Raw genomic sequence first — 19,699 nt, 5'->3', positions numbered from 1 at the left:
ATCTGTTTCGTTTTGGGGTGAAAAGAAAATATTTATCACACCAAAGGTAAGGTAAAATAAAAATTCTTAGGATCGCTTTGAAAACTTAACTCTCCCTTATGGGCGTTTATGATTTCTTTAGAAAGAGACAAGCCAAGCCCATTGCCTTTAAGTTTTGTTGTTTTAAAAGCTTCAAAAACCAATTTCTCATCTTTTATTTCACAACCATTATCATACACTCTGATGCATATTTTTTCATTATCACAACTTGCTAAAATTTTAATCATAGGCTTTTCACATTCGCTTTCTTCTATCGCATCAATAGCATTATAAATCAAATTTTGCAAAACCAAACCAAGAAGAGCTTTATCAGCACAAATCTGCTTATCCAAAAAAGATATTTCAAAGTCTATTTGAGAAGTGAAATTATAAGAGTTAATGGCACTTTCACACTCTTCTTTTAACTCTAAAAGATTAAAATTTAAAGCATTGATGTGCACACCCTTAGTAAAAAGTAAAGTTGAATTTACGATACGCTCTACTCTAGCAATAGCCTTTTGGATTTCAAGAACTATATGCTTATTTTTAAGCTCACTACGAGCAAAAAGAGTTGAAGCAAGCAAAGATATAGATCCAATAGGATTTCTTATCTCATGTGCCAAATGAGCCGCTACACTACCCATGCTTGCAAGCCTTTCATTGCGTTTTTCATCGCTAATATCTGTAGCTGAAACTATAGTTTTTTCATTATGTGCTATGATTTTTACCGCATAAAACCTACCTTCAAATTCAAGCTCATCACGAATTTTATCAAGACTAATGATACTAAGTAATTTTGGATTTTTCAAGGCTTCTTGATTTTGTAAAATAATATTTTTTTCTTTATCTAAAATCCAAAGCGCACTAGGCAACACCTCTATAATCTCATCAACCATTGCGCGTAAGGAGTTATAGTTTTCATTTAAAGTTTTGTATTCATTTTCTATTACATAAGTTTGTTCTATAAGACTTTCTAAGCCTTTTTGTAGGGTTTCTTTTTCATTTGAGTCTAAACTTTTTAAAATACTTTCATTCATTTATCATTCCTCTAATAAAATCTTAAAATCATTCAAATCAAGTAAAAGCAAATTCTGTTCGCATATTTTATCAAATTCCTTGCTAAAACCATTTTTTGAGATTATAATGTAATAATTTGGAGCCAAATTTAAAGACTTTGCTTTTGATTTTAAAAGATTTAAAATATTTTTACAAATTTTTTTATTTTTAAATTTAACTTCTCCGACAAAACACAAATTTTCATCTCGATAATAAAGATCAAGTTCTAAATTCTTATCCCAGTAACTTTGCACTCCATTGATATTGAATTTTTTCTCAAGCAATTCTCTAGAAAGCTGTTCAAAACAAAAACTTTGATAAAGTTCAAATTTTTCTTTAATGCATTCTAAAACTTCTTTATAACGATTTTGCAAAATAAGCTTTTCATTGGGCTTTAAAAAATAAAAAAAGAAACGAGTAAATTGGTTGCTAAATATAATCTTATCTTGGACAACATAAGATCTTAGTTCTTTTTTGATTTTTTGTCTTTTATCTTTTATTTTTTTAGCTTCCTTACTATACTCAAGTTTTATTATACCTGTTTCTAAAAGATATTTAAGTGTAGATAAAGCTTTAAAATGCTGAATTTTTCTATTGATAGAAAAACGCTTGCGATTGTTTTTAGCTAGTAAAGTAAGAGCGTAAGAACTTGTTTCATCCAAGGCGAAATAACTTTTAATTTTTAGATAATCATCAAGCAAAATTCGCTCTATATTTGTAAACACATCGTCTTCAAAATTTAAAATGTTTAATTTTTCAAAACCTTCAAACACACTATAAAAATCAAAAAGCTTACTTAAAGACAAATTCTTATGCAAATCTACAAAGTTCTTAAATTTTATATTTTTCCTTTTATAAAGCATTTTTATAGTATAATTTTAGCAAATTTTTATAAGGATTGTATTTGCAAATTTCAGATTTAAAAAAAGAATTGATCTTAAAAAAAGGTATTTTGCATTTTGACTTCACAGCAAGTGCTTTAGCTCTAAAATGTGTAGAAAAAGAAATTTCAAAAATTCTCCCAACCTATGCAAACACACATTCTGATAGCTCTTTAAATTCTTTTAAAACTCAACAAATTTACGAACAAGCAAGAAAAGATATAAAAAAAAGTTTATCATTAGATGAAAATTTTGCCCTTATAGCCTGCGGAACAGGATCAAGCAGTGCTATTAAAAAATTTCAAGAATTGATCGGCATTTACATTCCCCCTCTTGTAAAAGAAAGATATTTTACGCAAATTGATAAAAATACCTTACCTTTAGTTATCGTAGGGCCTTATGAGCATCATTCTAATGAACTTTCATTTCGAGAAGGCTTGTGCGAATGTATTAGAATTCCCTTGGATAAAAATGGGGAAATTGATTTTGATTTTCTAGAAAAAACTTTACAAAAAAACAAAAAAAGAAAAATAATCGCTAGCTTTTCTTTAGCTTCAAATGTTACTGGGATATTAAGTGATTACAAACGCATTTCTGAAATGGTTCGTAAATTTAAAGGGATAGTTGCTTTTGATGCATCTAGTTTCATTCCCTATAAAAACATATCTTGTCAATACTATGATGCGTTGTTTATAAGTTCTCATAAATTAATCGGTGGTATTGGCGGTTCTGGACTTTTAGCTATCAAAAAAGATCTTTGTGGAAACAAGCCTAGCTTTGCAGCAGGTGGAACTGTGGGCTATGTTTCTCGCACTTCACAATACTACCTTTGTAATGAAGAATCTTTAGAGGAAGGAGGAACACCTGGAATTTTACAACTCATTCGCGCTAGCTTAGCTTTTAAAATCAAAGATTCTATAGGGGTTAAAAATATAGAAAAAAAAGAAGAAATTTTAAAAGATTATTTTTTTGAAAAACTAAAAACTATACCTAATTTAATTTTATACGCAAAGAATTTAAAAACCCGATTGCCTATTTTTGCTTTCAATATCAAAGGAATTTCTCCTTTTGATATCGCTTACGAACTTAGTAAAAAATACCACATAGAAACACGCGCTGGATGTGCTTGTGCTGGGCCTTATGGTCATGATTTGCTAGACTTAAAAGATAATCAAAAACTTAAAACAAAACCAGGCTGGTTAAGAATAAGCTTGCATTATACGCATGAAAAAGAAGATATTGATTATTTTTTTAATGCTTTAAATAAAACTATAGTAAAATTATCGCATTAAAATATTATAGTTTTATTATTATGTATAAAAATTCTATCTTCAAAAACCAAATCAAGTGCTTTTGAAAGAACATCTTTTTCTATATTTCTACCTGCTTGTTGCATATCTTGCCAAGTAAATTCATGGTTTACAGGCGAAACAGCTTGAGTGATAATAGGACCTTCATCAAGATTATTATTTACAAAATGTGCCGTAGCTCCAATTATTTTAACCCCTCTTTCAAAGGCTTGTTTATAAGGATTTGCTCCTATAAATGCAGGTAAAAAAGAATGGTGAATATTTATAATCTTGCCTTCAAAATGCCTAACAAAATCAGGAGATAAAATTCGCATATATTTTGCTAAAACCAAATAATCAAATTTATATTGTTCAAGACATTTTAAAATCTGATTTTCTTGCTCTTTACGATCTAAATTTTCAGCGCTGATAAAATGATAAGGAATTTCAAATTTCTCAACTAAATCCTTTAAAGAGTTGTGATTTGAAATCACAGCTTTGATATTTGCTTCAAGTTCGTTACTATAATGCTTTATTAGCAAATCTCCCAAACAATGACTTTCTTTAGTAGCAAAAACAACGATATCTTTTTTTCTCTTCTCGCAAAGCTCTATCAAGGCTTCTTGTCCAAGCATAGCCTCAAGCGTTCCTATAAAAGCTTCTTTATCAAACTCACCTTCTAAAAGAGCACGAAAAAAAAACATTCCTTCGCCTACAAATTCATCGTTTTTTACTATATTGATATGATATTTAAAAATAACATCAGAAATTCTATAGATTAAACCTTTTTGATCTTTGGTGCAAATTTTTAATACAGAAATCATTTAGCTAAACCTTTTATATATTCTTTTAATTCATTCTCTCTTGCTTCTTGAAGCTTTAAGCCAAGAATTTTACCACAAAATCCAGCATTTATGAAATCTTTTGCTAAAATTTTACTTTCAAACTTATTCTCATAAAGCCCTAATCTTTTAGCTTGCTCAATACGCTTTTTACTCCAAAGTCCAAGCCATTTCTTCAAAGGCATTTCAAAAGCAATTTTTGCTAGCTCAAAATCACTTATATCATCAAGATAAAAAGCTTGATTTGCGTATTTTAGGTATTCTTTTTGAAGTTTGGTTCTTTTAAAAAATATATCTTTTTCTAAATTAAAAAAATTCAAATACAAATACAAGAATAAAGCATCGCTTTTTACAAATTCTCTACTTTGTCTGAGCAAATTTTGAAATTCCAAACTCTTAAAAATACTCTCAAAGCCGAAAATCTGTTTTTCTAAGTCAAGTTCTTGCAAATATCTATAGCCAACATCAAGTCTAGGGCTTTTAAAGAATTTATAAAGCTCCGCATTGATCCTATCTTTGCTAAGATCAGTTATATCCATACTTTGCATCAATTTCAAGCTTTCGCTAGTTATCTTAAAGTTAAACCTTGAAGCAAATACTACCGCTCTTAATACTCTTAAACTATCCTCTTGAAAGCTTTGTTTATCAATATGCCTTAAAAAGCCTGCTCCTAGATCTTTTAATCCTCCATAAAAATCTAAAAACTCATCGTTAAAAAGATTAATCATCATAGAATTTATGGTAAAATCGCGTCTTTTGGCGCCAAGTTTTTCATCATTACAAATTTGAACTTCAAAACCTTTATGTCCATAGCTTATTTTATTTTCGGTTCTAGCAAGAGCTAAATCATAATTTTTAAACTTATACACAAAAAAACTTTTTCCAAAGCCTTGTGCGCCCAATTTTTGCATAATCTTTTCAAAATCTTTAGGTTTTATATCATAAAGCTCTATATCATAGTCACAAATTTTTAAGCCTAAAAACAAATCCCTAACGCTACCTCCAACCAAATACGCTCGTTTGGTATAAGGCTTTAAAAACTCAGCAATAAACTGTAAATCGGGATTATTTTTTAAGCTTATCTTCGATATTTGCAAGTAAAAACTCTAAAAAATTTATGGTCAAGTTTAACCTATTTTCAAGATCATCTTTTTTTATGCTATTTAAACCTTCAAAAAGAACTAAAATTCTCTCTCTAAGATGTTTTAAAAAAATATCCTCATTAAGCGTTTGAACCTCTGTCATAACACTAGGATTTAAAATTTCACTTTGTAAAAAAGGCTCTTCTTTTTTAAACTCTTTATTTTCCTGAGTAGAAATTTCAATATTATTTTGTATTTTTTGCTCTTCTTCAAATTTTGCCATAGAAATTTTATCTTCTAAGTCTTGCGGAGTATCAAGCTCTTCGCATACAAACTCCATAGGTGGTAATTCATCTTTTATTTCAGTTTTTCTATTTAATTCTTGTTCTTTTAAAATTTCATTTTGTCTTCTTTGCTCTTCCATGATAGAGCTAACTTCGCTAATGGTTTTTTTAGCTAAATCTTCCAAATTCATATTTTTATCAACCACCTTTTAAATTCATTAATTTCTTCATCGCTTTTCATATTAATAAAAAAATCCAACATTTGAGTGTTTAAGTCTTTATGCTTGGATCTAAAACCACTAAGACGACGAACCGCATCGATAGCGTTTTGATTATCCGGATCTTCTTTTAAGATATTTTTATAAATTTCTAAAGCTTCGTCTTTTAACCCTTGAGCCTCATAGATAGAAGCTTCAGTGACTGTATTTTTCATCACTGTTTCCTAAAATTTTTCTTTAATTCTAGCAAAAAGCTTTTTAATTTATCTTTAAGAAAATAAGATGTTTTTTAATGTCTATTTTGTTTTAAACAGTTTTTCTATATATTCTTTTTTTTCTTTCTCTAAACTAGAATTTAATTCTTTTTGTTCTTTTTTAACTTGCGCTTTTAAATCTTGATTTTTAAAATACACATAATCAATTCCAAAAATAACACCAATTATAATAAGCAATGGGATTAAAAATACCATCTTTACACTTTAAGAAAATTGATTAAATACACTACCATAGTAGCGAACATTCTCAGCATTTTCATTTTTTTCTATCGTTTCTATTGCACCACTATTGATTGCTTTTTGGATATCATCATTTAAATCTTGATAAGAAAAAACCATATTAATACTGATAATATTTGGCAATTTCTCAAGCATTTTATAAGAGTTTAACTCATCTTCTAAATTTTCACTTTCAATCACAACTATAATCTTTTCATTTTCACAAAGTTCTACAGAACAAAAAGGAATTTCAGATATAGCCTTTTTTAAATCATTTATATATTCTTCTTTTGCTAAAATCAAAACACTAGAAAGATTATTCATCAATACTCCTAAACATTATACTATCACCAAAGCCTGAAACGATAAAATCTTTATTGTTTAAAAAAATAATAAACTCACTCATCAAATTTTCATTATTAAAAGTTTTAACAGGCTTAAAATCACTTGTGCTAAAAACTTCACTAACTCCAGCTTCATTATCGCTATAAACAGCGAATTCTCCACTAGGACTTAAAGCACAAGTATATATCAAAAAATCTTTTTGCAAAAAATTTTGCTCTTCATTTTTTACAACTCCTATACGCCTATCCGTTCCACAACTTAAAATAACATTATTTTTAAAATCTACTTGATAGATATTATCTTTATGCATTTTATCATAGTTTTTTAACATCTTCCAATTTTTCAAATCAAAAAGTTCTACTTCGCCACTCTCAAAACCTGCAACTAGTCTACTCTTATCTTCATTTAAAACTGCATCATTAAGACTAGAATGGGAAAAATTAAATTTTTTTATATTTTTTAAACTTTTATCAATCAATTCTATTTCAGAACCAATAGAAATCAAAAGATAAGTGTTTTCATTGATAAAAAATGCTTTTATTATGCTATTTTCTTCGAGCTTTTTGATTTGTAAATTTTCCTTATAAAAACTTAAATTTTTAGCACCAAAATCACCCTCGCTAAGTATTAAAAGTGTATGTTTAAAAACATCAATGTTATAAATCTTAGCAAAATCATCACCATAATAATTTTTAATCTTTGGTAAAGATAAAAGTTCTTTTAAACTTTTATCTTTAATGTTATATTGTAAAATTTCACCTTTATCAGTGCCTATATATAAGTTTTGCTTATCAAGCTTTAAAGCTGTTATATTAGCATTTAATTTCAGCTCATAAGCATAAGACAAAACACAAAAAAGACTCAAAATAAAAAGAAATTTTTTCATTTATTTACTTTACACCCTCATTAATCACATCAATTAAATTTGAACGACTTTTTAATTGTTCATTTTTAAATTCAGGTTTAAAGCTATTTTCCACTAAAGGTTTTGCATCACTTTGTGGAACATGACACTGAGTGCAATTAAAACGACTATCGCTAATCATATCTCCTGTGGTTTTATTGTGTCTAAAATCATAATAATGACTAGCAGGAAGTGGAGTTGCACCAGCATCTGCTGCTATAGCCTTATCATGGCAGCTTAAGCACATATTGTTATCTTTAGTTATAGGTAACAAATCTTCAATAGCATGCGGAATTAACGGTGGTGCATTTTCATAAGAACGCTCAAAACGAGTAGATTCCCCAGGCTGTAAAGTTGTGAAATTTGCCTCCACTAAATTTACTTTATTTTCATTTTCTAAACTTGCTTTTCTAAGTCCAATTTGTTCTGAACTTACCCCACTATTCATTGCACAAGCGGCAAAAAATACCACTGCAGCACTTCCTAATAAAACCAATTTCTTCTTCATTATTTATTCCTTAAATCAAAAATATTAAAATTCAAAGCATCATCATTACAAACTTCTATACATCTTGCACACCTTATACACTCTCCCGATTTCACGCTAGTACTTTCTTTTCCAACCATCCACAAAACCTGTTTTTCAGGACAAATACGGATACATTCATAACATTTAGTGCATTTATCACTATCATGCTTTATTTTAAGCAAAGCAAAACGAGAAATAAAAGCATAAAAAGCTCCTAGTGGACAAAAATGTGAACAAATTGCCCTAGGACTTAAAAAAGTATCGATACAAAAAAGTATAAAGGCTACAAAAATCCAAGAACTTGTAGCAAAAATAATCCCTCTATGTATCATTCCTATATAAGAAAAACTTTCAAACACAGGCAATGAAAATACAAAAGAAAGGACTAAAACCAAGACCAATACAAAATAGCGTAAATTTTTAGGCAAAATTAAAAATTTATTATTAAGGGTTAATTTATTTCGCACAAAAGCAGCAAAATCTGTGATTAAATTAACAGGACAAACCCAAGAGCAAAAAACCCTTCCTAAAAGCAAACCATAGATAAAAAATATAATCAAAGCTCCTATTAAAGCCATTAAATCTATACTCCAGCTTGCTAGAATGATTTGCAAAACTGCAAAAGGATCGCTTAAAGGTATGGTATTAAAAAGTCTAGAAGAACTTAAATTTCCCTGCAAGATAAAATCTGTAGCTTTAAAACTAAAAAGCGCTAAAATTCCAAGCTGAACGATGCGTCTAGCAATTAAATACTTCATCACAGTTCTCCATCATTTAAATAATTGGTTGCTTTTTTAACATTAAAATGTTTTGAAGTATCTGCATTTTTTATACGACCTTCATCTTTTTCATCCCAGCCTTTTACATAATGAGATCCTGCTTTTCCCAATACATACTCCCTTGGCAAAACACGAATGGCCGGTTTTTCAGTAATACAAGCCAGTTCACAAAGCCCACAACCTACACACACTTCATGATCCACACTAGGTAGTAAAAAAGCATGTTTGGCGGTGCGTTCATTGCGTTTAAGCTCAAGTTTTAAAGCCCTATCTATCAAAGGACAGGCTCTATAACAAGCATCACATTGAATTCCCCAGTGTGCCACACAAGAAGCACTATCAACAATAGCAATACCCATTTTCAAAGATTCTATACCCTGCTCTAAATGCTTTTTATCTAAAGCATCAGTTGGACATTCTCTAATGCAAGGAATATCCTTACAAAGATAGCAAGGAATTTCTCTTGCCTTAAAAAAAGGCGTGCCATTTTTTGGACTATCTAACAAGCTAGCAAGCTTTAAAGTATCATAAGGACAGGCTTTTACACAAAGCCCACAACGAATACATTTGCTTAAAAATCTAGCTTCATCTTCAGCCCCAGGAGGACGCAAGGTATAATTATCATCGGCTTTTAAAGTCAAATTAGCCAAAAATCCACCTCCTGTACATAAACATGCAGCCTTAAAAGCACTAACAAAAAATTCTCTTCTACCTTTCATTTAATCAAAACCCTAAATTAAGCCTTATAAATTTTTACAGCGCATTTTTTAAAGTCAGTTTGTTTTGAAAGTGGACAAGTCGCATCCAAAGTAACTTTATTGATATATACATTCTCATCAAACCACGGCACATACACAAGTCCTACAGGCGGTTTGTTTCTTCCACGCATATCTACTCTTGCTTTTACTTTACCACGACGAGATTCCACCCAAACCAAATCACCTTGATTTAAGCCTAATTTCTCTCCATCTTTCTCACTCATATAGCAAAGTGCTTCAGGCACAGCACGGTAAAGCTCAGGCACACGCATAGTCATAGTTCCACTATGCCAATGCTCTAAAACCCTTCCTGTTGCAAGCCAGAACGGATACTCTTTACTTGGTCTTTCAGGTGCTTTCATAAATGGCCTAAAGAAAATTTTAGCCTTATTTTTAATACTGTGCTCTTTTTCATCTTTAGGAGCTATTAAATCCCCATTTGTAAGCATTTTGTTAAAATCACCATAAAAAGCAAAATCTGAATTTGGAGCCGCTTTTTTAGCATAATAATCAAATTTAGTATTAAATCTCCACTGTGTTTCCTTGCCATTAACCACAGGCCATCTTAAACCCCTTACTTTATGATAGGTATCAAAATCCGCTAAATCATGTCCGTGTCCTAAGCCAAATTTACGATATTCTTCCCAAAGATATTTTTGAACGAAAAAGCCATAGCCTGTAAATTCTTTTCCATCACTGCCTTGAATTTTTCTCTCATCACCTTTAACATCGGTATTATCAAAGCCTTTTGCGATGGCATCGTTTGGATTAAAGCTTTTTGCTTCTTTATTGGCAAATAGTACATCAAAAAGTGTATCATCTTCGCTATAACCCATAGCTTTTGCCTCTTCTAAAACACTTGGCAAGGTAAGCTTATTATCCACTTTTTGCTCTTTCCAAACTTCTTTAAGCTTAAAGCGTTTTGCAAATTCTAAAATTTGCCAAGTATCACTCATGGCAGCACCCACAGGTAAGACTTGTTGTTTCCAATGTTGAGTTCTTCTTTCAGCATTACCATAAGCACCCCATTTTTCATAAATCATAGCACTTGGTAAAATAAGATCAGCTACTTTTGCTGAAATTCCAGGATAACAATCACTTACAACAATAAAATTATCCATTTCTCTTGCTGCTGCAATCCAGTGATTTGCATTTGCAGTGTTTTGCCATGGATTATTCACTTGCACCCATGCAAATTTAATTTTTCCATCTTCTAAATCTCTCATGATATTAAGATAAGGAGAACCTGGTTTTGGGTTGATAGTCTTTGCAGGAACTTTCCAAATTTTTTCAGAAATTTCTCTGTGTTTTGGATTGGCTACAACCATATCTGCAGGCAAACGATGTGAGAAAGTTCCTACTTCCCTAGCTGTTCCACAGGCACTTGGCTGTCCTGTTAAAGAAAAGGCTCCACTACCTGGTTTAGCTTGCTTTCCTAGCAAAAAATGTACCATATAAGCTTGTTCATTTACCCAAGAACCTCTTGTGTGTTGATTAAAGCCCATAGTCCAAAAACTTACGACTTTGCGATTTTTCTCTATGTAAAGATTAGCTAATTCTTGAAGTTTTTTCTTAAAATCTTCCAAAGACTCATTATCATCACCTTTGGCTACTCTTGCAGTGTATTCTAAAGTATAAGGGGCTAAACCTTTTTTAAATTCGTCAAAAGAAATTTCCCAGTTTTTATCAGCCACACCTTGATGTTTCATTTCAAATTTATCACCCGCTTTAACGCCAAGATAAGATAAAGAAGTAGCCTCTTCATCGTCTAAAGTGATTACATTTTCTTTTTCAACCGTATCTTTTTCACTTTCTTTAAATTTTGGATGATTTGGATTATTTCTCATACCATAACCAATATCAGCATAACCAGTTGCAAATACGCAGTGATCTTTGATAAATTTCATATCCATAGCCTCTGGATGATTATAAACAATCTCTCTTGCTATGTAGTTCCAAATAGCCAAATCTGTATTTGGTTTAAAAATAATTTCAATATCAGCAATATTTGAAGTACGGTTAGAAAAAGTGCTTAGATTAACAACTTTAACCTTATCAAGATTGCTTAGTTTTCTATCACTTACTCTTGACCAAAGGATTGGGTGCATTTCAGCCATATTAGCTCCCCAAGTGATAATAGTATCTGTAAGCTCTATATCATCATAACAGCCTGATGGCTCATCTACACCAAAAGTTTGCATAAAACCAACCACTGCAGAGGCCATACAATGTCTTGCATTTGGATCGATATTATTTGTTCTAAAACCCGCTTTTGCAAGCTTTAAAGCAGCATAACCTTCTTGGATAGTGTATTGCCCACTACCAAAAATCCCTATACCTGTAACGCCGAGTTCATTGTAGGCTTTTTTAAATTGTTTTTCCATTTCATCAAAGGCTCTTTGCCAAGAAACTTGTTGAAATTTGCCTTTTTTATCAAATTCGCCTTTTTCATTCATGCGAAGCAAAGGCATAACAAGACGATCTTCACCATACATGATCTTAGCATTAAAATAACCTTTGATACAATTAAGTCCGCGATTTACGGGTGCTGCAGGATCACCTTTTGTTGCTACGATTTTGCCATCTTTTCTAGCTATCATAATTCCACAGCCAGTTCCACAAAATCTACAAACAGCTTTATCCCATTTCCAATCTTCTTCTTGCGCGCCAAGCATAGAGCTTGGAACACTAAGCCCTGCAACACTAGCAGCACTTGCAATAGCGGTATTTTTAATAAAATCCCTTCTATTCATCCTTATTCCTCCAAAATAAAAAAATCATCTTATTATAAAAAATGAAGTATAAAAATCTCTTGAAATTTTAATAAAAATAATAATTTTAAAGCTCTATTTTATAGGAGTTTTATTGTCCTTTTTATATTATTCTTACACAAAATAAATATTAAAAATAATCAACTTAACAATTAAAATATAATCAACTTAAAATAATAAAAAAATGAAGATATAAAAATTAAGCCCTAAGAATGGGCTTAATCAAAATTAATGGCAACCACAACCACCGCAGCAGCTAGAACCACCAAAAAATGCATCAAGTTTTGCAATATCTGGCATTTCTGTGATTTCATTTACAAGTTCTTTATATGCCACTTTACCCTCTTTAATCACAAATACGGCACGAGCTAAAAGCCCTTCTAAAGCACCTTCATTTATCAAAACACCATATTTTTCACCAAATTCTTTTGCCACAAAATCACTTGCAACACTTAAATTTTCAATACCTTCTGTACTGCAAAATCTTCCCATAGCAAAAGGTAAGTCCATACTTACTACAATCACTTCAGCACCATTGTAACTGGCTACTTTTTTATTAAATTCTCTAGCCTCTGTAGCACAAACTGGTGTATCTAAGCTTGGAACACTTAAAATGATTTGAGTTTTACCCGCTGCACCGATTTCAATCACGCTTAAATCTTTAGCTTTAAGATTTACCTTAGGAGCATCTGCTCCAACTTCTACTGAATTTCCTTTAAGTTTTACAGGATTTCCTTTAAAATTTACTGTACTCATTTAATTTCCTTTTTTGATATTTTAAACATTATTGCAATTAATGTTTTAGGAGTGATTATATCCTATAAATATTAATTATTTTTTAATTTCACTCAAAATTATTTTACTTCTTTCCAAGTATATTTTTTCCACACTTTTTGAGCTTCCTTACTCTTAATAAAATCTACAAATTCTAAAGCTTTTTTATTTTCTAAAGCTTTTTTTGTAGGAGCAATTTCAGCTGCACGATAAATCACTGCATTTTTATCTTTGATAAATAAAGCTTTATCATCGCCTAAAGCCTTTGCCCAATGAGACCAAATGATTAAAGCATCAATATTTGGATTGTTATTCCACTCATCTACAGCAGCTTTGGAATTTTTAGCATAAATTTTTATATTTTTACGTAATTTTACCAAATTTTCTCTTTTTGCACTTTTTAAAGCCATATCTTCATAAAGTCCAACTTGTCCTGCACCATCAACCACCATAACATTTATACCATCTTTTAAAATGTCTTCAAAATTTTTAATATTTTTTGGATTATTTGGACGCACGATAATACCTGATGGACGCACATTTAAAACGCTTAAATTTTCCAAACTTAAACTTGGAATTTTTTTAGCAAAATCATCCATCATTGAAGTATTGCCTGAAAAAATCAAATCTGCATTTTCTTTTGCTTTATCTATCCAAGCTGAAGTTGGGCCTGCGGTTACAATCACCTTTTCTTTTGTTTTTTCTTCAAATTTTAAAGCAAGCTCTTTTAGCACAGGAGCAGGACCACCTGGACCATAAACTAAAATTTCAGCATTTAAAAAACTTGCTGCTGCTAAACTTAAAATTAATATTTTTTTCATAAAATAAACCTTTCTTTATAATAATATAAAGGAAATTTTATCAATCTATAGTTAACTCTCCCTTGCAAAGCCCTGCTTCTATAAGAAAACGAGAAGGAGCAAAAGAAGTTTTTTTGTTTTTATCATATTTAGCATAGCTTAAATAAAGTATATTTTTTGCCCTAGTTACTGCAACATAAAAAAGCCTTCTTTCTTCTTCTAAGCTTCCACCCATTCCCATAAGCTTTTGATTAGGAAAGCGACCTTGCGCAAGATCAATCACAAAAACAAGATCAAATTCCAAGCCCTTACTTGCATGTACGCTAAGCAAATTAACTCCTTTGCCACTACTCATTTCACTTGCACCTAAAGTTAGAAAATTATAATATTTATAAATATCGCTATAATTTTTTGTAAGCTCTTTTAAGACATTAAATTTTGTTTCTATTTTTTCTAAATTTTCACTCTTTCTTAATAAATCCACCTGCCCTGCTTTATTTGTCGCTCTTTTGGTTGCAAGTTCTTCGCAAATTTCTCTATAAAAAGAATTTTCGCAAATTAAATTGACTAAAGTCAAAGAATGTTTTATTTCCATAGCTTTTTTTAAAAAAAGATAGATTTTTTCCAAATTTCTAGCGCACAAATCATTGATTTTTGAAAGTCTTAAAATAGGATGTGCATCAAATTCACTCTCAAATTTAAAACGAGTTTCTCTAGCTAATTCTTCTAAATCTGCAAAAAGCCCAAGTTGATAATTTCTTTTTTGATGATTTTGCAAATTTACATTTTTATCAGGATCTAAAAAACCTTTTATTAAATTTCCATGCCCTAATTTTAAAAGTGCGTCAAAAATTTCTTTTGCTAAAACTCCACCCACACCTTTGGTATATTGAACCAAATGAATAAAAGCCATGATATCTTTAGGATTTACCACAAGCGCAAGCATGGAGCTAAAAGCTTTAACTTCCAAACTTTCAAAAAAACTTCCACTTCCCTTTCTCACACTTGCAATGCCCTGCTCCCTTAAAGCTACTTCAACCCCATCAGCACTTGAGTTGTTGCGAAAAATCACGGCAATTTCTTCCAAACTTACTCCGCTTGTAAGTATCATTTTGGCTATATTTTGATACTGATCAAATAATTCTTCAAAAGTAAGCAAAGATGGGGCTTTAAACTCATCATTTCTTGTAACAATAAGTTCTTTTGGATATAATCTTTCGTTATTTAAAATCACTTTATTAGCCAAAGCTAAAATACTTCTTGATGAACGGTAGTTTTTATTTAAAGAAAAAATTTTTGCATCTTTAAAACGATCTTTAAACCCACCTATGATATTAATATCCGCTCCATTAAAAGCATAAATACTTTGATCATAATCCCCTACGCAAAACAAACTTTTACTATGAAAAGCCTCTATTAAAGAACTTTGCAAAGTATTTGTGTCTTGATATTCATCTACTAAAATTTCATCAAATTCATATTTTTCTTCTTTTAAAAGATCTTTTAGATTGATAAGCAAGTCATTAAAATCCACATAATTAAAACGCTTTTTTTCATTATCATATTCTTTTAAAATATCTTCATAAATTTCAGCATAAATACTTTGATCTTCATAGTTTTGACAAAACCAAGTATAAAAATCTTGATTGTGTGCTTTGTTTTGAAACAAAGAATAAAGATCGTATAAATAACTTGATTGATAAGGTTTTATATCACTTAAATGCCTAAAAGTTCTTTTTTCATAGACACTTTTAAGTAGAGTTTTTAACTCGCTTGCTTGCTTTAAGGCTATATTTTTATCCGCATTTCTAAGTAAGGTATAAGCCGTACTATGAAAAGTTCCTGCAAGTATTTTACTGGTAATATTTTTATCAAAAAATTTCCCTAAACGCCCTATCATTTCTTTGCTGGCTTTATTTGTGAAAGTCAAAAGCATGATTTTTTGAGGTGCCACTCCCTTGCTTAAAAGATAAGAAATTCTTGCAACAATAGTAGAAGTTTTTCCCGTGCCTGCACTTGCAATAACAAGATTGTGTCCAAAATCAGCAGTAGCGGCAAGATATTGTTCATTATTTAATTTTGAAAGTGGCATTATTTTCCTTATAAAAGTTAAAATTATAAAAAAAAATTACTTAAAAATATAAAAATTTAAAATTACTTTATATTAGATTATAGTACAATGCTAAAATTATTTAACTTTCTGTTTTTAAGGGATAGCAAATGAATTTGAAAATTTTTTCTATTATTGTTGGCATATTAATTGCTGTTATTGTGATATTAGGTGGAACATATTATTATCTTTTTGAATATTCAAAACCAAAGAATTACACCTTAAATACCAACACTTACACCGAACAAAAATCGTATACCAATAACTACGATAATTCCTATTCACCCTCGATCCAAACCAACAATAGTTCATCAGATATAAATATTAATAACAATACCATCCAAAAGCAAGAAACAAACCTATTAGATGAAAATCAAAGCTTAAATAACAATACATTTAATACATCAATAAGCGAAAACAATCAAAGCTTAAATAATAACACCAATACAAGTAATAATATTAATACAAATGAAAATAAGCAAATTTTAGATACGGATAAAGAAAAATTAAAACAAGAAAATAAACAAGCCAAAATAGAAGCTCTTAAAAAAGAAATCAGCAAACAACAAAAGATCTTAGAAAGAGAAAGAGCTGTAAAAAAAGAACTTCAATCAAACAAATCAAACAAAAATAAATATCTAAATACCGCTAGAGAGTATCTAAGCATAGGAAAAAACAGTCGTTTAGAACCTGAGCTTAGCACAGAAAATATGAAAGTTTACATTTTAGATGGAAAATTTTTAAGCCAATACAGAATCAATCTGTTAAAAGATATGCTAAGCGTTATACAAGATAATGCAAAAGATTATTATCTAAGTATTTTTGTTAAAATGCTACCAAAAGGGGAAATGAAATTAACTATCTATAACAAAGAAATTATCTTTTCAGATATGAAAAAAGCTTATAAATATATTAGTTTAGATAGATTAAGCCCATATTTAAACAATCCAAAAGAATTAAATGAACATGTAGCACGTGAAGAAATTTTAGAAAGACTTAAACTTCAAATTAAAAAAGACGGCAAAGGAAGTGATTTTTCTAAACATATCAAAAGTTTGAAAACTGGACTTAATACAGCACAATATTTCTTCCCGTTTTGTGAAATTATAGAAATTAGCTCTATTAAATAAGCTAAAACAATAAAGGCAAATAATGTATGATAAAAATTTAGAAAAAGAGTATTATCAAATTTGCGAAGAACGCGGATATTTTGAAATCGATGGCAATAAAACCATACAAGAAAAAGATAAAAATTTCTGCATTATGATGCCTCCTCCTAATGTCACTGGAGTTTTACACATAGGACATGCTTTAACTTTTACTCTGCAAGATATTATGACGCGTTACAAAAGAATGGATGGCTATAAGGTTCTTTATCAACCAGGGCTTGATCACGCAGGTATTGCCACTCAAAATGTTGTAGAAAAACAACTCCTTGCTCAAGGCATTAAAAAAGAAGAACTAGGTAGAGAGAAATTTATAGAAAAAGTCTGGGAGTGGAAAGAGCAAAGCGGTGGAAAAATTTTAGACCAAATGAGAACACTAGGCATCACTCCTGCATGGAGTCGCTTGCGTTTTACTATGGATGAAGGTTTGGTTAATGCCGTAAAAAAAGCCTTTGTAGAACTTTATAATAAAAGACTTATTGTACGTGGAAACTACATGATAAATTGGTGTACCCATGATGGCGCTTTAAGTGATATAGAAGTTGAATACAAAGAAAACAAAGGAAAACTTTATCATATTAAATACTTTTTAAAAGATAGCGATGAATTTTTAGTAGTAGCCACAACGCGTCCTGAAACTTTTTTTGGCGATACTGCAGTTATGGTGCATCCTGATGATGAACGCTATACTAAATTTGTGGACAAAGAAGTGATTTTGCCTATAAGCAAAAAAGCCATTAAAATCATAGCCGATAAACATGTAGAAAAAGATTTTGGAACAGGAGTTGTAAAAGTTACTCCCGCTCATGACATGAACGATTATGAAGTAGGACTTAGACATAATTTAGATTTTATAAGTGTTTTTGATGAAAAAGGAATTTTAAACGAGCATTGTTTAGAGTTTCAAGGTTTAGAACGCTTAGAAGCAAGAGAAAGAATCGTAGCCAAACTTAAAAGTCTTGGTTTTATAGAAAAAATAGAAGAGCATAACAATCAAATAGGATATTGTTATCGTTGCAACAATATAGTTGAACCTTATATCTCCAAACAATGGTTTGTAAAAAAAGAAATCGCCCAAGAAAGTATAGAAAAAGTTGCGCTTGGAGAAAGCAAATTTTACCCAAATCACTGGATAAATAGCTTTAATGCTTGGATGAAAGATTTAAGAGATTGGTGTATTTCAAGACAACTTTGGTGGGGGCATCAAATTCCTGTGTATTATTGCGAATGCTCTCATGAATGGGCAAGCCAACATACGCCTAAAACTTGTCCAAAATGTCAAAGTCAAAATTTCAAACAAGATGAAGATGTACTTGATACTTGGTTTTCTTCAGGACTTTGGGCTATGAGTACTCTAGGCTGGGGAAATGAAAATTGGGGTAAAGATAAAATTTGGTCTGAAAAGGATTTAAAAGATTTTTACCCTAATTCTTTACTCATTACAGGTTTTGATATTTTATTTTTCTGGGTGGCTAGAATGATGTTTCAAAGCACTAATGCCTTACATCAACTTCCTTTTAAAGATATTTATTTACATGCTCTTGTGAAAGATGAGCAAGGTAGAAAAATGAGTAAAAGCCTTGGAAATGTCATCGATCCAAATGAAAGCATTAAAGAATATAGTGCTGATATTTTACGCTTTACTTTAGCACTTCTTGCTATACAAGGACGCGATATTAAACTTAGCAATGATAAACTTTTACAAGTTAGAAATTTTACAAATAAAATTTATAATGCTACAAATTATCTGCTTTTAAATGAAAGTAAATTTGAAGATTTGGAAAATATCACACTTCATTCAGAATTAGCAAAATATATTTATGCCAAATTTCAAACTTGTGTTAAGGATGTAAGAGAAAATTTAGACAATTATCGCTTTAATGATGCAGCCAATACTCTATATAAATTCTTTTGGGATGATTTTTGCGATTGGGGTATAGAGCTTAGCAAAGCCGAAAAATCGAGCGTTAAAGAACTTGGTAGTATTTTCAAAGAAGCTTTAAAACTTTTAAATCCTTTCATGCCTTTTATCAGCGAGTATTTATACCACAAACTAAGCGATACAGAACTTAAAACAAGCCCTTCTATTATGATAAGCAAATATCCAAAATTTAAAGAACAAGATAAAAATATAGAAAAAATCTTTTCTTTGCTCATAGAAAGCATAGTTAGTATCCGCCGTGCTAAAAGTTTAATCGATCTTGGAAATTCTAAAATAGAAAAAGCTTATATCAAATTTAACGATAAAAAAATCAAAGATGAAATCAAAGCTTATATGAATTTTATCATAATGCTCGCAAAGTGCGAGCAAATAGAATTTAGTGAAGAAAAATTACCAAAGGCAATATGTGATGTTAGCGAGAATTTAGAAATTTTTATTACGCTTGAAAATGTTGATTTAAGTGGTATTTTAACAAGACTTGAAAATCAAAAAAATAAGCTTGAAAAAGAAAGTTTCAAGCTTAACTCCATGCTTTCAAATGAAAAATTCATCGCTAACGCACCTAAAGAGGTGGTGGAGCAAAATAAAGAAGCTCTAGAAAATTTAAAAATTCAACTTGAAAAAATATCAGTTGAACTTCAAAATCTAAGAGGTTAA

Annotated in this window: 19 protein-coding genes; 3 read left to right on the top strand and 16 right to left on the bottom strand. The window is 30.4% G+C overall.

From position 1 onward, the window contains the following. Positions 1-35 precede the first annotated feature (35 nt). Positions 36-1,055, bottom strand: a complete 1,020-nt coding sequence (gene flgS / locus FBF15_RS01520) for a fla regulon two-component system sensor histidine kinase FlgS (protein ID WP_002859823.1) — start codon at positions 1,053-1,055, stop codon at positions 36-38. Positions 1,056-1,058: 3 nt separating this feature from the next. Continuing rightward, positions 1,059-1,937 carry a DUF234 domain-containing protein gene (locus FBF15_RS01515; protein WP_074485769.1) on the bottom strand — a complete coding sequence of 293 codons (879 nt, stop codon included), beginning with the start codon at positions 1,935-1,937 and terminating at the stop codon, positions 1,059-1,061. A 35-nt stretch (positions 1,938-1,972) separates the two neighbouring features. Between FBF15_RS01515 and FBF15_RS01510 the strand changes: the two genes are divergently transcribed. After that, positions 1,973-3,247: an aminotransferase class V-fold PLP-dependent enzyme gene (locus tag FBF15_RS01510; RefSeq protein ID WP_072233202.1), complete on the top strand. Its 1,275-nt coding sequence runs from the start codon at positions 1,973-1,975 to the stop codon at positions 3,245-3,247. On the opposite strand, the gene purU is transcribed toward FBF15_RS01510, so the two are convergent. The 14 genes from purU to FBF15_RS01440 form a co-directional block, all read right to left on the bottom strand. Further along, positions 3,244-4,068: a formyltetrahydrofolate deformylase gene (gene purU / locus FBF15_RS01505; RefSeq protein ID WP_002885176.1), complete on the bottom strand. Its 825-nt coding sequence runs from the start codon at positions 4,066-4,068 to the stop codon at positions 3,244-3,246. The genes FBF15_RS01510 and purU overlap by 4 nt on opposite strands. After that, a complete protein-coding gene (locus FBF15_RS01500) occupies positions 4,065-5,183 on the bottom strand; it encodes a CCA tRNA nucleotidyltransferase (RefSeq protein WP_002902791.1) in 1,119 nt (372 codons plus the stop codon). Before FBF15_RS01500 ends, purU begins: the two co-directional genes overlap by 4 nt. After that, the gene (locus FBF15_RS01495) at positions 5,152-5,643 is read right to left on the bottom strand and encodes a hypothetical protein (protein ID WP_002856776.1); all 492 of its coding nucleotides are present in this window, start codon (positions 5,641-5,643) and stop codon (positions 5,152-5,154) included. Before FBF15_RS01495 ends, FBF15_RS01500 begins: the two co-directional genes overlap by 32 nt. Then, positions 5,640-5,888: a tetratricopeptide repeat protein gene (locus FBF15_RS01490; protein ID WP_002859818.1), complete on the bottom strand. Its 249-nt coding sequence runs from the start codon at positions 5,886-5,888 to the stop codon at positions 5,640-5,642. The genes FBF15_RS01495 and FBF15_RS01490 overlap by 4 nt, the downstream gene beginning before the upstream one ends. Positions 5,889-5,966: 78 nt before the next feature. Beyond that, positions 5,967-6,140 (bottom strand): Sec-independent protein translocase subunit TatA2, encoded by a 174-nt coding sequence (tatA2, locus tag FBF15_RS01485; protein ID WP_002859817.1) that lies wholly within the window; start codon positions 6,138-6,140, stop codon positions 5,967-5,969. 9 nt (positions 6,141-6,149) lie between these two features. Further along, positions 6,150-6,488 carry a chaperone NapD gene (locus tag FBF15_RS01480; RefSeq protein ID WP_002852435.1) on the bottom strand — a complete coding sequence of 113 codons (339 nt, stop codon included), beginning with the start codon at positions 6,486-6,488 and terminating at the stop codon, positions 6,150-6,152. Beyond that, the gene (locus FBF15_RS01475) at positions 6,481-7,395 is read right to left on the bottom strand and encodes a WD40 repeat domain-containing protein (protein ID WP_002859815.1); all 915 of its coding nucleotides are present in this window, start codon (positions 7,393-7,395) and stop codon (positions 6,481-6,483) included. Before FBF15_RS01475 ends, FBF15_RS01480 begins: the two co-directional genes overlap by 8 nt. Positions 7,396-7,399: 4 nt before the next feature. Next, the gene (locus FBF15_RS01470) at positions 7,400-7,924 is read right to left on the bottom strand and encodes a nitrate reductase cytochrome c-type subunit (protein WP_072233203.1); all 525 of its coding nucleotides are present in this window, start codon (positions 7,922-7,924) and stop codon (positions 7,400-7,402) included. Next, positions 7,921-8,703, bottom strand: a complete 783-nt coding sequence (gene napH / locus FBF15_RS01465; RefSeq protein WP_010891886.1) for a quinol dehydrogenase ferredoxin subunit NapH — start codon at positions 8,701-8,703, stop codon at positions 7,921-7,923. Before napH ends, FBF15_RS01470 begins: the two co-directional genes overlap by 4 nt. Then, the gene (gene napG, locus FBF15_RS01460) at positions 8,700-9,440 is read right to left on the bottom strand and encodes a ferredoxin-type protein NapG (protein WP_038816816.1); all 741 of its coding nucleotides are present in this window, start codon (positions 9,438-9,440) and stop codon (positions 8,700-8,702) included. Before napG ends, napH begins: the two co-directional genes overlap by 4 nt. Before the next feature lie 17 nt (positions 9,441-9,457). Continuing rightward, positions 9,458-12,232: a periplasmic nitrate reductase subunit alpha gene (gene napA / locus FBF15_RS01455; RefSeq protein ID WP_002852404.1), complete on the bottom strand. Its 2,775-nt coding sequence runs from the start codon at positions 12,230-12,232 to the stop codon at positions 9,458-9,460. A 246-nt stretch (positions 12,233-12,478) separates the two neighbouring features. Continuing rightward, positions 12,479-13,006, bottom strand: coding sequence for a thiol peroxidase (gene tpx / locus FBF15_RS01450; RefSeq protein WP_002856712.1), 528 nt, complete (start codon positions 13,004-13,006; stop codon positions 12,479-12,481). A 98-nt stretch (positions 13,007-13,104) separates the two neighbouring features. Continuing rightward, positions 13,105-13,845: an AcfC family adhesin PEB2 gene (gene peb2, locus FBF15_RS01445; protein WP_052773736.1), complete on the bottom strand. Its 741-nt coding sequence runs from the start codon at positions 13,843-13,845 to the stop codon at positions 13,105-13,107. A gap of 40 nt (positions 13,846-13,885) precedes the next feature. Further along, positions 13,886-15,916 (bottom strand): ATP-dependent helicase, encoded by a 2,031-nt coding sequence (locus FBF15_RS01440; protein ID WP_038816818.1) that lies wholly within the window; start codon positions 15,914-15,916, stop codon positions 13,886-13,888. Positions 15,917-16,044: 128 nt separating this feature from the next. Here FBF15_RS01440 and FBF15_RS01435 point away from each other — a divergent pair, with 128 nt between their 5' ends. Then, the gene (locus FBF15_RS01435; protein WP_002867971.1) at positions 16,045-17,064 is read left to right on the top strand and encodes a hypothetical protein; all 1,020 of its coding nucleotides are present in this window, start codon (positions 16,045-16,047) and stop codon (positions 17,062-17,064) included. A gap of 22 nt (positions 17,065-17,086) precedes the next feature. Continuing rightward, positions 17,087-19,699: a valine--tRNA ligase gene (locus FBF15_RS01430; RefSeq protein ID WP_165434537.1), complete on the top strand. Its 2,613-nt coding sequence runs from the start codon at positions 17,087-17,089 to the stop codon at positions 19,697-19,699.

It is taken from the genome of Campylobacter sp. CFSAN093233, from assembly GCF_011068165.1.
Classification (GTDB): Bacteria; Campylobacterota; Campylobacteria; order Campylobacterales; family Campylobacteraceae; genus Campylobacter_D; species Campylobacter_D jejuni.
Note: the sequence above shows the minus strand (reverse complement) of the source record. Positions and strands in the feature narration are given on the sequence as shown.